This window comes from Desulfomarina profundi (assembly GCF_019703855.1).
In the GTDB taxonomy this organism is placed as follows: domain Bacteria; phylum Desulfobacterota; class Desulfobulbia; order Desulfobulbales; family Desulfocapsaceae; genus Desulfomarina; species Desulfomarina profundi.
In genome coordinates, this window is the sequence record NZ_AP024086.1 from 20970 (window position 1) to 37867 (window position 16898).

The following is a 16898-nucleotide window of genomic DNA, read 5'->3' on the forward strand; positions in this document are numbered from 1 at the left end:
TACAAGATTAATGAATCGCTCCATACTCTGTTATACTCAGCTTCTGGGCCAGGAAAAGGCAAAAAAGATGGTCCGCCGTTCTCTTGCTGGAGGCCGGATTCCCCATGCTTATATATTTCGGGGGCCGGATGGAATCGGGAGAAAACTCTTTGCCCGGGGATTGGCTGCGGCCCTGAACTGCCGAACAGGAGAAGCTTCAACAGCCTGTGGGGAATGTGCCTCGTGCAGAAAATATCTCTCGGCAAATCATCCTGATTTCCTGGTTGTGAGTCCTGAAAAAAACGGCATCAGCATTGGCAGGGTCCGGGAATTGAGCCGGGAACTGACCTATCCGCCATACGAGGCCGCCAGACGTGTGGTTGTCCTGGAAGATGTCCATCTGATGCGCAGGGAGGCGGCAAACAGTCTTCTGAAAACTCTGGAAGAACCGCCGGAAAACAACCTGTTGATTTTGACCGCCGAATCTTCCAGGGAGATTCTGCCTACCCTGATATCCCGTTGTCAGGTGGTTCCGTTTTTTCGCCTGTCAGAGGGAGAGACTCGCTTGATTCTTGAACAGTTTGGAATCAGTGGTGACGAGAGTTATCTCTACGCCAGGTTTGCAGAGGGGAGTCCTGGGAAGGCGCTTATGCTGAAACAGACAAAGCTGATTGAGCTCTGGCGGGAGATCATCGGGCATTTGTCGCATCAACCCAGGGAAACAGGGATGGATCTTGACGTGACCCTGGATCTGGCGGAAAAAATGGCCGCATTGAAAGATGACCTGGGTGAACTGCTTATTTTTCTTAAAATGTGGCTTCGTGATATGCTGGTTCGTGGACAGAATACTTCCCTGGCTGGGAAAGGTCTCGGGGAATCGTTGGGCAATGGGCAGAGAGTGTCGAAAAGCTGGAGTTCCGAGCTGGTTTTTGCTAAACTGCAGGCCATTGAAATGGCTGAAAAAGCGTTGGCCAGGAACTGCAACAGACTCCTGGTGTGTGAAATAGTGTTGTTCAGGTTACTGGAATCTGGTAAAACAGGCGTGACTTTAATGCCTTACTCATAATGGTGAAGCCTAAACCCTGCAATTGGCAGTTTGTCGAAGTGCAGGATTCAGGTGAAAAGGTAATTTCAGGGGTAGTCTGAAAGTGCAGGCTCCAAATGATCTCAGGTACTATATGACGGAAATGAGTGAAGAAGAATCGAGTGTGAGGTCGGAAACTGGAGAAGGAAAGACCTTTTACCGGATACAGTTCCGGGAGGAGGGTCAGCAGTTTTCGGCTTCCTTTCCTGAACCGGATCTTGCCGCAGGCAATGTGGTGATGGTTGATACGGATCATGGTCTCGAGCCTGCCGAGATTGTCGGAAGGCCGTCCCTTACAGGATGCCGAGGGCAGGTCAGCAGGGCAACCTTTGAAATCAGTCGTCTGGCCAGTGATGAAGAAAGAGAAAAGTACAGCCATCTCGCTGAGCATGAAGCTCGGGCCTTTTCCATCTGCAGGGGCTTGATTGAAAAGCATGAGCTCAGTATGCAGCTGGTGAGGGTGGAGCGGTTTTTCAACGGCAGTAAGATGGTTTTTTATTTTACAGCTGACAATCGTGTTGATTTCAGAGCGTTGGTCAAAGACCTGGTTCAGGAATTTCGTACCAGGGTGGAAATGCGCCAGGTTGGTGTTCGGCATGAAACGAAAATGATCGGCGGGATCGGTACTTGCGGCAGGGAACTCTGCTGTTCTTCTTTTATTAAAAAATTTGATTCTGTCTCAATTAAAATGGCCAAAGAGCAGGATCTGCCTCTGAATCCTGCGAAAATATCCGGTGTCTGTAACCGGCTTCTCTGCTGTTTGACCTACGAGTATGATACCTATAAGAAGCAGAGAAAAGGTATGCCCAGACCGGGGAAACGAATTGTTATAAACAATGAACATTTTCGGGTCAAACGGCAAAATCCTCTGCAGGAAACGATACTGGTTGAAAATGAATCGGGAGAAGAGATTACTCTGCCCAGGGACCAGTGGAAGCAGTACCGGCATCAGAAAAGAAAAACGACAGGCAGGGACAGGAAAAAAAAGAAGGACAGGGGTAACTCTTAATCTGCATCTTTTTGCAGAATCAGGGGGATAATCATACAGCAATAAAAATGAGTTTTTTTATGACGACATATATAACTACACCCATCTATTATGTGAATGCTCAACCCCATCTTGGTCATGCATATACGACTGTTGTTGCTGATACCTACAGCCGTTTCAGGCGCCTGTGCGGGGAAAATGTCAGATTCCAGACGGGGACGGATGAACATGGTGATAAAATCGCGGAAGCCGCTGAAAATGAAGGTATAGAACCAAAAGAATATGTGGATAAGATCAGCGCCATGTTCCGGGATACCTGGCCGCTGCTGATGGTGGAACCGGACAATATCATCCGCACCACGGACCCGGATCATATGGCCAATGTGCAGGCTATACTGCAACAGGTTTACGATAAGGGTGATATCTATTTTGATGAATATACGGGCCTGTATTGTACGGGGTGTGAACGGTTTCTTACGGAAAAGGAACTGGTTGACGGGAATTGCCCCGATCACCAGAAACCACCGAAGGAAATTGCTGAACAGAATTATTTTTTCCGGATGTCCAACTATCAACAGCAGCTAATTGATCATATCAAAAACAATCCGGAGTTTATCACTCCGGAGAGATATCGTAACGAGGTGCTCTCTTTTCTCAGTGAACCGCTTGAAGACCTCTGTATTTCAAGGCCAAAATCCCGATTGACCTGGGGAATAGAATTGCCGTTTGATGAGAATTTTGTCACCTATGTCTGGTTTGACGCCCTGATAAATTATGTCACCGGCCTGAATTATCCTGATGGAGAAAACTATAAAACGTTCTGGCCCGCGGCGGAACATCTGATTGCCAAGGATATTTTAAAACCTCACGCGATCTACTGGCCCACGATGTTGATGGCCATGGAGGCCCCGCTTTACAAAAAGCTTCACGTCCACGGTTACTGGAATGTGGACAATACCAAGATGTCAAAAAGTATCGGTAATGTGGTTCGCCCGCGTCAGCTGGTGGAAGAATATGGTATTGATACATTCAGGTATTTTGTGCTCCGTGAAATGTCTTTCGGGCTTGATTCATCTTTCAGTTCGGAGGCGATCATTGCCAGGCAGAATGCTGATCTTGCCAATGATCTTGGTAATCTCTACTCCAGGACCATGGCCATGGTGAAAAAATACCGTGGCGGCAAAGTCCCTGTTGTGAACGGTGGAAAAGATGATGACAGCCTGCTGCGGGAGGCCGTGGAAAAGATGATTCCTCTTTATCGGAGGGCTATGGCAGATTTCCAGTTTCATCGCGCATTGGGGTTGTCTGGGAGGTTGTGGGACTGGCCAATAAATATATTGTCACTAATGAACCTTGGAGTCTTGCCGGTGCACCGGAAAAAAGTGAACGGCTTGATCATGTGCTTTACAATCTGCTTGAGTGTCTGCGTGTTATTGCCCTGGTAGTGCAACCGGTGATGCCCGGGGCCGCCGCCAGGATGTTTGAAGGACTCGGACTTGACACGACTGGAAATGATGTCCACCTGCTTGAGCAGGGTGGAAAATGGGGTGTACTTACAGCAGGCGCAGAGTTGAAGCCTGTAAAAGCCTTGTTTCCCCGATTGGTTCGGGAGAAAAAGGATTCCGGAAAACCCCGGAAAAAAGCAGAGCAGAAAAAGAAGTCGAAAAAAAAGGAATCGGGACAGGACGGCCTTGTTACAATCGATACTTTCCGCCAGCTGGATCTCAGGGTTGCTGAGATTATGACGGCCGAGCCTGTGAAAAAATCGAACCGACTGCTGAAATTGATCGTCAGGGCTCCGGAAGAACGAACAATTGTGGCAGGAATTGCTGAATTCTATTCACCTGCGGATCTGGTTGGTCGTCTGGTTATTATTGCGGCCAATCTCAAACCTGTGAAACTGATGGGTATTGAATCCCAGGGAATGGTTCTTGCCGCAAAGGAAAAAAGAGATGGAAAGGAACGCCTCGTGCTTACAAGTGTAGGCGAACATGTTGCTGCTGGAACTGCTGTCAGCTGATTTTGGAAGTGCAGGATTTAGGTAGTGCCTGTCCATAAATGGCCTTTTTGCCCGATTTCTGCGTCGCTACGAAAAATAAAAATGCTCACATCTGCCTAATATGCTGCGCTTTTTATTTTCCTATGCTCCATGAACTTGAACAAATAAATCTCATTTCTGGACAGACACTAGGTATAAAATATAGAGGAGAGCTGGATGTTTGTAGTGAATAATTTTTTGATGGCTGTGGCCAAACTTATGGATTTTCTTTTGACACTGTACATGTGGGCCATTATCGGAAGAGCTGTTATATCCTGGGTGGGGGCTGACCCGTACAATCCCATTGTCAGGTTCCTTGTTGAGATTACCGAACCTGTGTTAAGTAAAATACGAAGAATTCTGCCCATGAGCATGGGCGGAATGGATTTCTCCCGATGGTTCTCATTTTAATCATCATGTTTCTCCAGAGTTTTCTGGTGCAGACTTTAAAGCAGATAGCAATGGGAATGGGATAGAAACTACGTTTTAAACTCAAATTGGAGGCAGACATGCTAACACCTCAGGCAATAAAAGATCAGGAGTTTCAGATAAAGTTCAGAGGATATGATGCTATCGAAGTACGGTCGTATCTGGAGCTGCTTGCCGAAGATTATTTTGAGCTGCATGAGCAGAACCGTGTCCAGGCGGAAGAGATTGAATCCTTCACCACGGAGCAGGAAACATGGCGGGAAGAAAAAGAAAAGCTTGAAAATGAACTCCGGGAAAACCAGGAGAGCAATGAGGTTGTTCAGGCTGAAATCCGGGAAGGGTACAGACAGAAAGATGAACAAATAGACCAGTTGAAGGTCCGGGTTGAGGAACTGGAAGGTATGGTGGCAACCCTGGAGAGTGAAAAGCGTGAAGCCTCTGAAAAAATAGTAAAACTGGAAGAGGAACTCGGCGCCAGGAGTGAAAGCTTTGCCGAAGAAAAAGAAGAGATCGAAAGATTGCGAACCAGGTTGGAGCAGCTGGAGGAGAAAAACAGGGAGCTGCAACAGGAAGGACTTGATTTCAAAACAACTATTCTTGCTGCCCAGAAATTCGCTGACAATCTCAAGATGACCAGTGAACAGGAAGCCGCGGCACTCATGGAGCAGGCACGGGCCGATGTGGCAAAATTCCGAAAAGAGGCCCAGGCGGAACTGGCCCATCTTCCAAAAGAAATTGAAGAATTACAGCAGAAGAAAATTCAGGTTCGGGATGAACTGAAAGCGGTACTCAACACCTATCTGCAGAAGCTTGACAGCTTCGGTGAAACGGATGATGATTTTTCAGATCTTTTCCAATCCATACAGATTCCTGAGGTCGAAAGTGTTGATCCCGATGATATAGACAATATTGACATGGAACTGCCTTGACCAGGCGGGAAGGAAAAATGTCTTTTCTTTCCACTGCAAAGGATGGCTCCCTGCTTCTTCGGGTCCATATTCAACCAAGGGCATCAAAAACAAAAATTGTCGGATTGTATGACGGGACATTGAAAATTGCTGTCAGTGCCCCTCCTGTTGAAGGTCGGGCCAACAAAGAAATCATTCAGTTTCTGGCGAAAAAAATGAAAATCCCTAGAAGTGATGTCCGGGTGAAGTCCGGGCTGCAGTCCAGGCGTAAGAGTCTGGAACTCAAAAATATCCGGGAAAGTGAAGTCCGTCGGCTGCTGGAGGTAAAAGAATGAAACAATACGTGGTTGGCAACTGGAAATGTCACAAGAAAACCGATGATGCAAGGGCGTGGTTTGATGCTTTTGCCCAACATTGCAGCCTGAGAGATGACCTGGAAGTGATTGTTGCTCCTTCTTTCGTCTGTCTGGAAAGCACGGCTTCATACTTGGAGAAACTTGGCCTGGAAAATGTGCGTCTTGCCGCCCAGAATGTGTCTCCCTTTCCCCGGGGGCTTACACGGGAGAAATTGCAGCAGATATGTTGAGAGGACTTGTTGATTATGTGATCATTGGTCATTCTGAGCGGAAACGATATTTTCATGAAACGGATCAGGATATTATCAATAAGGTCAATGAAACGGTAGATGCCGGTCTGATTCCCATTGTTTGCGTGGACGGTTCTTCGTTATCATCACGGCTGGCATCACTACAGGATATTGATATTGACCGGATGATCATAGCATATACCCCTGTCGATGCCCTGACATTCAAAATCCCCGAGTCCCCGGAAAAAGTGAAGGAAACTCTTGAGGAAAAAAAATATCACCTGGGGAAATGGCCGGTTATTTACGGGGGAGCACTGCTCGCATCCAATGTAAGGGACTACTCTTCTCTCCCGGTACTGTCCGGTGTTTTTGTGGCCAGTGCAAGTCTGGATCCCAGGGATTTTGCCGAAGTTTGTCAACAGGTGTGAGTTCTCTTATTTCTGGACAGACACTATTTTAATACCGGACTACTGAACTTAAGGTTTGGCAATTTCAGATACAGCAGGTGCATTTCCGGGCTCGCAAATATCAGGCAGAATTCCGTATGTGATCAGGGTTTTTTTTTCTTCTGGAAGAGAAATGAAAAAATAAAAATGGTTGTGTTGATTCCTGCCAGTAACAGGCCCAGTATGCCGATAGTGCCGATTATGCCGGGTTTTTTAGAAATACTGTCAGCCAGGATAAGGATGGAAGAACCGACGATAAGGGCTGCGCTGATCATGGCAATGCCCATGATCCTGCTGGCTGTGTCAATTTTTTCCGACAGATGTTCTATTCGTTTAAGTTCAAGATTCAGTGTAAACCTGCTGTGTTTGGCATGGTTGAGAAAACGCTGTAGCTCTCCGGGCACTTCTTCCAGCAGTTCCAGGTAACGGGTGAATGATTTGTACATTCGGTTTTTCACAGCCTGAAAACCGTACCTGTTCATGACTACTTTTCTAATCTGGGGTTCCACATGGGAGAGGAAGTCAAAAGTCGGATCAAAATATTCCGCAACTCCTTCAATGGTTGTCAGGGCTTTGGTCAGCAGGAGGAGATCTCCCGGACATTGGATATGGTACCGCTGCAGCATGGCAAAAAAGTCCGACAGCAGCGTTGTGATGTCAAGTTGTTGCAGGCTTGTGTTCTGCACATGACTGATCAGGTGTTGCAGGTCTGTTCTGAAATCGCGTCTCTCTGTAACCATCGGGTCTGCATCAGTCAGCCCGATGACGACCCTGCAGAGCTGATCAAGATCTCCCTTAATGATACCGGAGACAAGATTGATCAATTGTTCCGTGGTTTTTTTGTCAAGCTGCCCAGTCATCCCGCAGTCGATGAAGCAGAGGTTGTTGTCATCAAGCAGGAAAATATTTCCAGGATGGGGATCAGCATGAAAGAATCCGAATTCCAGGCATTGCTTGAAAATGGCATCCGTACCGTTGGCGACAATGGCTCTTCTCTGGGCAGGGGTAAGTTCTTCCGGATCAAGGGTGGAGAGCAGTCTTCCCTTGATTTCTTCCAGGGTCAGGACTGAACGTGTGGTGGCTGACCAATAGACCCTGGGAAAGCAAATCGAAGAATCATCTTCAAAATAACGGCCCAGTCTTTCGGTGGACTGTCCCTCGGTAATCAGATTGATTTCCTTGAGAAGTTCCCTGGAAAATTCTTTGGCCACAGCGGTGGGACTGTAACCAAGATCGGAAAAATACTGTTCCATCAACTGGGCGAGACTCTCCACCAGGGCCATGTCTTCTTCGACAAGTTGTCGTGCCCCTGGACGGAGCACTTTGATGACAACTTCCCTGTCATCCTGCATGACGGCGCGATGGACCTGAGCTATGGAGGCAGCAGCGAGAGGCGTTTCCTCTATAGACTTGAACAGCAGGTCAAGACGGCCGGGAAATTCAAGGGCAAGAACCTTGTATATTTCTTCAAACTCAACCTGGCTGCAGCGATCCTGCAGTTTTTTGAGTTCGTGGGTCCATTCCTTCGGGATAAGATCAGGTCTGGTGGAGAGCAGTTGACCAAGTTTGATGAATGTGGGGCCAAGTTCCTCCAGGACCCGGCGAATTCTGACGGGGAGTGGCAGGGCAAGATTATCTGGGTTAGAATCGTCTTCCATGTCTTCCTTGCCCTGCCGAGCAAGCGGTGCAGGCCGGTGTCAAGGACCAGTTGCCTGAAGCCAAACATGGAAAGAACCTTGACGATTTCAGCAAATCGTTTTGTATTTCTGATGGTTCGTTTTATGCTGGTAATTTTCATGATGAAGTGAAAATATCAAGGATGGCCTGGTCCTGTTCAAAGCGTTCGGCGAGGGTGTTGTACCAGGTGCCGATATTGATGATATCCCATTTGAGATCGTTTTCTGCCCAGAGGTCTCGTGTTTCAGGGAGAAAATCCTCAAAGATTTTCATGGTATCTTCAGCTCCTAAAAAATCGGGTGAGCAATACATGAGAGACAGGATGTCTGCGGTCTGGATGAGAATTGGAAACTGTTTGTTTGATGGTGCATCCCCGGGACAGTGATGATGACCTATTGCCATGGTCAGCTTGCTCGGTAGGAGCCAGCGGTTGGCAAGGAGCAGGCCGACCCTGTCATGACTGATTTTAAATTCCGTCAGTTCTTCTGAGGCGCTGTCGCTGCGACCGGGATCCGTGAGTTCTCTTAGTAGGGGATATTTATCGCCGAACAGTGTCAGCATGGCCAGTTTGCCGATATCGTGAATCAGGCCGGCCACAAAGAGTTCGCTTGGAGAAATTCCCATTGTTTCACCCATTATCTTGGCCGTAAGACCACAGGTGAATGCATGTTGCCAGAAGAGGGTGACAGTCTCCCGGAATTCCTTGCCAAGCTTCGGGAAAGCGGCAAAAAGAGCTTTTCCAATGACGATATTGCGAACTTCCTCAAAACCGAGGACCATCAAGGCTCTCTCCATTGTGCTCACTTCCCGGGGGATGCCGAAGAAGGCGGAGTTGGCAATTTTCAAAATGGTGGAACACATGCTCTGGTCAGGAAGAATCACTTTCATCAGGTCTTCAGCACTGCTTTCCGGGTCAGCGGTAACTGCCATGACCTTTGTTACGATCAGGGGCAGGGCCGGGAAAGAGTTTATCTGTGTCTCTATATTTATCTGTTCCAGAGTAGTCATTATCTGATTTCGGGGAAATAAGTTATAAGCTGTCTGCGTTTTTCTTCAAGGTACTTTGCAGGTAACTCCAGGAGGTTATTCTTTTTTATCATTTCAATCGTGTGCAGTACGAGATGGGGGTCAAACTGTTTTCCCGCCTGATTGATCAGTTCGTCAACAATAGCTTCAGCTTTCAATCTGGGTCTGAAGGGACGTTCTGAATTCATAGCGGCAAGGGCGTCAACAACATTGAAAAGCCGTGCTCCAAGGGGGATTTCACTACCCTTCAGGCCATAGGGCGCACCATTGCCGTCATATCGTTCTCCATGGGAGAGCAGTACGGTGCGTTCGTTGGCAAAAAAATCAAAAATATCGGTTATTTCTGCAAGCTTATATGGAAGGTCGTTCATGATCTCCCGCTCATTGCCGCTCAGTTTTGACTGTTTACTGAACAGATCGTTATGGAGGAAAAAACGGATACTGTTGTACAGGGTTATGGCGTTTTGAAAGGTTGCAACGAGATGAGGGGGAAGCCCGAGCTGTCTGCCGAGCAGGGCTGTATAGTGAGAAACCTGGTCAATATGGTCTTTGTATTCTGTTCCGGCAATTTCCCTGGCCAGAAGTTGTAGAGAGGAGATGGTTGAATGTCTTGTTTTTTCAAGGATACGATTGATTGTTTCTTTGAGTGTAGCGAGTGACTGCTGGGAATTGTATTCTTCGTTAATCCCCAGAGGAGCGAAGACATGAATTCTGTTTCGGCCTCCCGCCTTAGCCATGTACAGGGCTGTTTCCGCCATGGAGATCAATTCGTCATGATTTTCGAGAGCGTGGGTTTTCAGGGAGGCTATTCCGATGGAAACGGTAATTGATTTATGGATACCGTAATGGATGAAAGGCTTTTCAGAGCATGCAATACGAATTTTCTCTGCCGTTTCTTGAGCAAGTTCAAGATCCGCCTCCGGCATCAGAATAACGAAATCTTCACCCGAAAAGCGATAGCAACTGTCGATGGGGCGAGTGTTCAAGGTAAGCCTTGCGGACATTTCATTGAGCACCGCATCGCCGAATTCCAGTCCTGAAGATTTATTAATCTCATTGAAGTAGTCAATATTGAGAATAAGTAAGGAGAGATCTTTTTCCCGGGTGATGGCGTGCTGAAATTCATTTTTGAGGATCTCGGTCAGGTGTCGTCTGTTGAATAACCCGGTCAGGCCATCTCTCTTTGAAAGGGTGTCGAGGACTTTCTGATGAGTCTGAAGGTTTTCGAAATATTCCGCACTGATTTTCTGGATATGGGTAAGAAAAGAGATTTTGTAGCGGAGTAATTCACTGCCTACCGGCAGAGGCAGGAAATCAATCAGTCGATTTTTACCAGTAAGGACCAGGGATTTCGGGGGGACCTGTGCCGTCCCGAGAACCAGGATTGGAACTTGGTCCGGGACCATACCCGGCGTAAGAATTGTTTTTAAAATTTCACTTTTGTCAGTTGTGATAATAAGTGAAGTATTTGAAATAACAGGTTTTGTAAGTTCGTTGCAGTTGAAAATGCATCTGGCATCGGGGCAGGCTTTAAGAATCAATCGCAGAAAAGTTGAACCGGGTGAAAGCTGGTTGATATTTTGGAGGAGATCGTTTGTCATTGGTTCAAAAGGCGGAATGATCGCTGATTTGTAAAAAAAGTAATGGCCACAAAGCCTGCATTATAATTAACTATACATTTTCATTTTATAAAATTGCAAATGGATAATAGAAATGGATATGTTTTTGTGTTGAGACGGGAAGAATGAAATTCATCAAAATTAATGGTAGAAAGTGAGACGTTTCAACGAAAAGCAGTTAAAAACTCATCTTCAGGTTCGCAAATGCCAGGTTGAATTGATGGCTCAACCATAAAAACAAGTGAAAATCAGACTGTGGCGAAAATACCTTCTGCACTGCGGATTTTCAGATATGCACTATGAAAATTATGAACAACAGCTCCAGAGATGATATACCGGCCAGGATAAAGGAAGAGGCGGATATCGTACAAATAATTGGTGAAGTGGTTGATTTAAAGAAAAGCGGTGTTCGTTATCTGGGACTGTGTCCCTTTCACGGAGAAAAAACTCCATCCTTTTCAGTTCATGGCGGGGAGCAGTTTTTCCACTGTTTCGGCTGCGGGGAATCCGGGGATGTGTTCAGTTTTATTATGAAATATCATAATCTTACCTTTCCTGAGGCCATGAAAGAACTGGCTCGAAGATATAATATTGAACTGCCTGAGAGGCCCCAGTCAAAAGAAGCGGTATTACGGCAGAAAAAACGTGAACAGTTATTCGGGATCAATAAAAAATGTGCAGAACTCTATGCTCGTTACCTACTGGAGGATAAAGGAGCGGAGAGTGCACGTGAGTACCTGCGGAAAAGGGGTGTCAGTGGTGTAATTGCCGAAAAATATCATCTCGGTTATGCCCCTTCAGTTGAAAGGGAGGGCTGGAATTTTCTCGGTTCAAAGCTAAGCGCGGAAGAACAGCTTGCTGCTGTGGATGCTGGACTGCTTGTCCGCAGGGACAAAGGCGGGATGTACGATCGTTTCAGGGACAGGATCCTGTTTCCCATTTTTGATATCAGTGGCCAGGTCTGCGGTTTTGGCGGTCGTATAGTGGGCGAAGGTCAGCCAAAATATATGAATTCTCCTGAAAGCCCGGTCTTCGACAAGAGCAGGTTGCTTCTGGGTTTGTATCAGCAGAAGGAGAGTATTCGCAAAGAGAAAAAAGTAATCCTCGTAGAGGGGAATTTTGATCTTATTTCCCTGGTAGTTGCAGGAGTTCGGAATGTTGTCGCTCCCCTGGGTACTGCATTGACACGGGAGCAGTTGAGAATGCTGAAACGTTTTACCACGGAAATAACCCTGCTTTTCGATGGTGACAGTGCCGGGGAGAAAGCCGCAGTCCGAGCGGTACCTTTTTTTCTGGCAGAGCAGTTAAGCGGGCAGGTTGCCCTGTTGCCCCGGGAACATGATCCCGACAGTTTTGTCAGGGAAAAGGGAGCGGAAAAACTGATGCAGTTGCTTGATACAGCGCAATCCCTTCCGGAATTTGTTCTTGCAAGTCTGATCAAACGTCATGGTCTCTCACTTGACGGAAAAAGCAGAATCATAGATTCTCTGGTGCCTCTGGTACAGGCAGCGACATCTCCCCTGCAGCGGTCGATGTTTATCTCCCATTTTGCCGATAAGCTAGGAATTTCCGTTGAGTCATTCCAGGCTGTAATACAGTCCGGACAGCGAAGGGAGACTCTTCTGCGGGAAAAAAAAGTGGAGATGGCGGGAAAATCAGGGGAAAGAACGGCACCTCTCTCCATGGCCCAGAAACGTCTGGTGGAGTACATGGTTCTGAACCCTGTTCACTTCAAAGTTCTGGAGGAGCATGGTGTCAGGGATGCGCTGGTGGGAGGGCTGGGAGAGATTCTGTTTCTTCAGTTGAAGGCGATGGTGGAGGAAAAGGGAGAATTTGAACCTGAAGAACTCCTCTCAAAACTGCCGGGCGGGCAGGAGAGAAAGCTGGTCACGGAATTACTGATGCAGGCCTCTCTCCGGGATGTGCCTGAAAGTAATGGCGATGATATGGAAAGTGGGAGTGAACTTGGGGATATGTTGTACTATTTGAAAACGATATCCCTGCGTAGACAGTCGGAAAACGTGAAAGTTCAGATGAGGGAAGCTGAACATGCCGGAGATATGGAAAAATTGCAGGAACTTGTGCTTAAAATGGTTGAAATCGAGAAAAAATTGCATGAATAAGCAGGTTTTGAGCTGAGCCGGTATGGTTTAGTCAGATGGCTGAAGTGTTTCGGCCATGGAGGTTTCGAACTGTGGTAAATTTATGGTAAAAGAGAGCAGGAAATTGGAGTTTTTCCCATGAAACGATGAATTTTCTTGACATTTCCGGTTGTTTGGTTTGATTGTGTAGGATGTATTTGAATTGAGGGTGGTTTTTGTTAAAAGTGGTCCGAAATTGTCCTGCTTCAGGTTGAGTTGTACTCCTGAAGGGTAAATGATCACGTGTACCTCGGCTTTTCAGGATCTCTCCTGTTGACATACGCAGGTTACAACCATAAGAGAGCCTGTGACAATTTACACATTTTTAATTTACGAAAACAGGCAGAAAGAAACTCATGATCAGTTATCCTGAAGGAGATATTCCAGGGCGGTTTGACTGTTTGAGCAAAGGGAGAGTTATATGAGTTTGACTGGAAGTGATGATGATTTAGTTGGTGATGTGGGTGAACGGGTTCGCGAATATGGCCCCGAAGAAGAAACATCCCTTTTTGGACTGGCTAACGATGATCACGTGGATGAAGAGGTAACTCCCGTAGATTTCTCGGATGCTCGATATGACAGACGTGGTCGGGGGCCGGGAGATCGTCGTCGCGGGATTTTCACCGATCGTCGCAAAGGAGACAGGCGCAGAATTTCCCGGGGATCAGCAAAACAGTCTTCCAAATCCAAATCATCCGTTGATCCGATGAATATATATCTTCGGGAGATGGGGAGCCTTACTCTGCTCAATCATGAAGAAGAACTGAAACTCGCCAAAATGATGGAAGACGGTAAAAAGAGAGTGCAAAATGCCGTTCTCAAGACACCGTTGGCCATTCCGGCCCTCCAGGAAGTTGTGAAAGTGTTGCCCAAGAGTCCGGGGAAGATCTGCCAGGTTCTGGCCGGTATACAGGACAACCAGTCCGGAGTTGTGGAGCGGGAGAGCAGAGAACTTCTGGCCGCAGTGGAGAGGGCAGTTGAAATCGACAGGGAGCGAAATGAACTCCTGAAACAGTATCTGGCCCTTGATGAGACGACAAAAGAGGCGAAAGATCTGTTTGCAGAGGCGCAGGCCAAAGGAGAAGAAATCGCCGGACTGTTTGAAGACAAAATTCTCTGTTCCGATTGTGTAAATGCGGTTGCCAAGGGCCTTGAAGAGTTGTCAAAACGGTTCAGGAAGGTTTTTGTAACTGTCATTGGAGAATACAGCCTGGGGGAAAATGAATCCGGTGAAGAAATTTCTCCAGAGGCTATAGAGCGGCAGGTCAACCGGCAGATGCTTGAAGAATCCGGTGTTGACCAGAAGGACCTTCAGCAGATTCTCCATGAAGTCGATTCAGGCTGGGAAATGTATAAACATGCCCGGGAAGGGCTTGTTCGAGCCAATCTTCGTCTGGTTATTTCCGTATCGAAAAAATTTGTCAACCGTGGGCTGCAGTTTTCTGATCTCATCCAGGAAGGTAATATCGGCCTGATGAAGGCTGTGGAAAAATTTGATTATCATCGTGGATACAAGTTCAGTACCTATGCCACCTGGTGGATAAGACAGGCCATTACAAGGGGTATCGCCGATCAGGGCAGGACTATAAGGCTGCCTGTTCATATGATAGAGACGATTAATCGACTGCTCAGGGTTTCCAAGGATTTTCTTCTTGAAGAACATAGGGAACCGACGCCGGAAGAGATGGCGGAGCAACTCGGTACGGATGTGGCCAAGGTGAAGTCGGCCCTGAAAATTGCCAAAGATGCCATTTCTCTCGATACGCCTGTCGGAGATGACGGGGAAAGTCATCTTGGAGATTTCATTGAAGACAAGGAAAAACTTGGGCCTGATGAAGCGAGCATGGTTACAAGCCTGAGGGAATGTCTGAATCAGGTTATGTCCTCCCTGACGCCCCGGGAAGCAAAAGTGCTGCGTATGCGTTACGGTATCGATGTTGACTGTGATCATACTTTGGAAGAGGTCGGAAAATGCTTTGCCGTGACAAGGGAGAGAATCCGACAGATTGAGGCCCAGGCAATTGTCAAGCTCAAACATCCGTCCAGGGTGGAAGAGCTGAGGGTTTTTATGGTCGATTGATTTTTTCATCGGCCTGTTGAACAGCAGATATTAAAAATGGCTCCTGTTTTGGATTGGATCAGTCTCAGTCTTGTGCCGGGTCTCGGGGTGACTGGTTTATGGAAATTGATTGATCATTTCACAGAACCCGGCAATGTTTTGCAGGCGTCATCAAAAGAGTTGCGCCAGGTTCCCGGGATCAGATCCAGCCAGATTGAAAACCTGGTTCGCCGTGACGAGAACCTGCAGCGGGGACGGGACGAACTCTACCGGATGAAACAGGCCGGAGTGCAGGCTTTGACTTGGGATGATGCCTTGTATCCGGAACTTCTCCGCGAAATACCAGATGCACCTTCGGTGTTGTATCTCTCAGGAAAAAAAGAACTTCTTCGAAAAAAATGCATTGCAATCGTCGGTTCCAGAGCGGCAACCGGCTATGGCAGGAAGGTGGCTCATTCCCTGGCAAAGGCACTGGTCAGTCATTCAATGACAGTGGTCTCCGGATTGGCTCTCGGTATTGATGCTCGTGCCCATTGGGGGGCCTTGGATGGGAGCGGTGATACAATTGGCGTTCTTGGGTGTGGCCTGGATGTTGTTTATCCCAGGCAGAATGAAAAGCTCTCCGGGAAAATCCTTGAGAAGGGAGTGTTGGTCAGTGAATATCCGCTGGGAACCCGTCCGGAAGGGTTCAGGTTTCCCGCCAGAAACAGAATAATTGCCGGGTTGAGCCGGGGGATTGTCGTGGTGGAAGCCGCCAGGAAATCTGGCTCCCTGATCACCGCACAGCTGGCGTTGGACTATGGCAGAGAAGTTTTTGCTGTTCCGGGTCAGATTGATTCACACAAAAGTTCAGGCAGCCATTGGCTGCTGCAGCAAGGCGCCAAGCTGGTTCAGGGGGTGGAGGACATTCTGGAAGAATTTCCCGGTGAGGATACAGCCCATCTTTCTGAGACTCTGGAAAACGGTAAGGAGATAGATGGACTGGAACCCGATTCTCTTTTGCTTCTCAATGTGCTTGAGCCATACCCCCAGACCCGGGATCAGGTGATAGACAGTGTGGAGCTGCCTGCAGCCAGGGTCAATGAGCTTCTGCTCCTCCTTGAACTGGAGGGTCTTGTTGAAGTTCTGCCAGGTGACAATATAAGGAGTCTGTTGTAGGTTTGGGGGTTGTATAGACAGGACAGATACTGGTAAAAAAAAAGAAACGCAGGGAAGATATGAATAAAACCATACAAATAGCACCATCAATATTGTCTGCAGATTTCAGCCGTCTGGGTGAAGAGATCAGAGCTGTGGAAAGTGGCGGAGCAGATGTTATCCATATTGATGTAATGGATGGGCGTTTTGTACCGAATATTACTATTGGCCCTCTGGTTGTGGAGGCGGCAAGAAGAGTTACGGACAAGGTGCTTGATGTACATCTGATGATTATTGAACCGGACAGGTATCTTGAGCAGTTTGCTTCTGCCGGGGCAGATTGGATTACGGTACATGTGGAAGTCTGTAACCATCTGCACAGGACCGTGGCGAGAATAAAAGAACTAGGAAAAAGGGCCGGCGTTGTCCTTAATCCTTCAACTCCCTTGACAACCCTTGATTATATCCTGGAAGATATTGATCTGGTCATGTTCATGTCAGTAAACCCGGGGTTTGGCGGACAGTCATTTATCCCTTCTACCCTCAGGAAAATAACAGCTCTCCGTCGCCGGATTGATGAGCTGGGTTTGTCCGTCGGTATTGAGGTGGACGGTGGGATCAGTGAAAAAACAATAGGTTCGGTGGCTGAGGCAGGTGCCAATATTTTTGTTGCTGGATCCGCTGTTTATGGAAGCAAGGATTATGGTAAAACCATCAGTCAGCTGAAAAAGAAGGCCGGAAATGGGATAGTCAAATACCGGTCTGAATAGAGCAGGGGAAA

The 16898-nt window shown here is 47.4% G+C and carries 11 protein-coding genes and 3 pseudogenes; 11 read left to right on the forward strand and 3 right to left on the reverse strand.

What is annotated here, in order from left to right:
* Window positions 1–10 precede the first annotated feature (10 nt).
* From holB to LO777_RS00140, 7 genes and pseudogenes are all read left to right on the forward strand, one after another.
* Window positions 11–1045, forward strand: a complete 1035-nt coding sequence (holB, locus tag LO777_RS00110) for a DNA polymerase III subunit delta' (protein WP_228855570.1) — start codon at window positions 11–13, stop codon at window positions 1043–1045.
* Between the two features lie 112 nt (window positions 1046–1157).
* Window positions 1158–2072, forward strand: coding sequence for a PSP1 domain-containing protein (locus LO777_RS00115; protein ID WP_228855571.1), 915 nt, complete (start codon window positions 1158–1160; stop codon window positions 2070–2072).
* Window positions 2073–2131: 59 nt separating this feature from the next.
* Window positions 2132–4071, forward strand: a pseudogene (metG, locus tag LO777_RS00120) (methionine--tRNA ligase).
* 195 nt (window positions 4072–4266) lie between these two features.
* Window positions 4267–4565, forward strand: a pseudogene (locus tag LO777_RS00125) (YggT family protein).
* A gap of 33 nt (window positions 4566–4598) precedes the next feature.
* Entirely contained in the window at window positions 4599–5447 is an 849-nt protein-coding gene (locus LO777_RS00130; protein WP_228855572.1) for a DivIVA domain-containing protein, read from the forward strand.
* A 17-nt stretch (window positions 5448–5464) separates the two neighbouring features.
* Window positions 5465–5761, forward strand: coding sequence for a DUF167 domain-containing protein (locus tag LO777_RS00135; RefSeq protein ID WP_228855573.1), 297 nt, complete (start codon window positions 5465–5467; stop codon window positions 5759–5761).
* A pseudogene (locus LO777_RS00140) lies at window positions 5758–6440 on the forward strand (triose-phosphate isomerase). The gene LO777_RS00135 and the pseudogene LO777_RS00140 overlap by 4 nt, the downstream one beginning before the upstream one ends.
* 122 nt (window positions 6441–6562) lie before the next feature.
* Here LO777_RS00140 and LO777_RS00145 read toward each other — a convergent pair.
* The 3 genes from LO777_RS00145 to LO777_RS00155 form a co-directional block, all read right to left on the reverse strand.
* Window positions 6563–8116: an ABC1 kinase family protein gene (locus tag LO777_RS00145; RefSeq protein ID WP_228855574.1), complete on the reverse strand. Its 1554-nt coding sequence runs from the start codon at window positions 8114–8116 to the stop codon at window positions 6563–6565.
* A 136-nt stretch (window positions 8117–8252) separates the two neighbouring features.
* A complete protein-coding gene (locus tag LO777_RS00150) occupies window positions 8253–9143 on the reverse strand; it encodes an HDOD domain-containing protein (protein WP_228855575.1) in 891 nt (296 codons plus the stop codon).
* Window positions 9143–10762 carry a bifunctional diguanylate cyclase/phosphohydrolase gene (locus LO777_RS00155; RefSeq protein ID WP_228855576.1) on the reverse strand — a complete coding sequence of 540 codons (1620 nt, stop codon included), beginning with the start codon at window positions 10760–10762 and terminating at the stop codon, window positions 9143–9145. Before LO777_RS00155 ends, LO777_RS00150 begins: the two co-directional genes overlap by 1 nt.
* A 317-nt stretch (window positions 10763–11079) precedes the next feature.
* Between LO777_RS00155 and dnaG the strand changes: the two genes are divergently transcribed.
* The 4 genes from dnaG (at window position 11080) to rpe (ending at window position 16887) form a co-directional block, all read left to right on the forward strand.
* Window positions 11080–12903: a DNA primase gene (dnaG, locus tag LO777_RS00160; RefSeq protein WP_228855577.1), complete on the forward strand. Its 1824-nt coding sequence runs from the start codon at window positions 11080–11082 to the stop codon at window positions 12901–12903.
* Between the two features lie 439 nt (window positions 12904–13342).
* Entirely contained in the window at window positions 13343–15001 is a 1659-nt protein-coding gene (locus LO777_RS00165) for a sigma-70 family RNA polymerase sigma factor (protein WP_228855578.1), read from the forward strand.
* Between the two features lie 36 nt (window positions 15002–15037).
* Window positions 15038–16138, forward strand: a complete 1101-nt coding sequence (gene dprA, locus LO777_RS00170; protein WP_228855579.1) for a DNA-processing protein DprA — start codon at window positions 15038–15040, stop codon at window positions 16136–16138.
* Between the two features lie 59 nt (window positions 16139–16197).
* A complete protein-coding gene (rpe, locus tag LO777_RS00175) occupies window positions 16198–16887 on the forward strand; it encodes a ribulose-phosphate 3-epimerase (RefSeq protein WP_228855580.1) in 690 nt (229 codons plus the stop codon).
* Window positions 16888–16898: the final 11 nt, after the last annotated feature.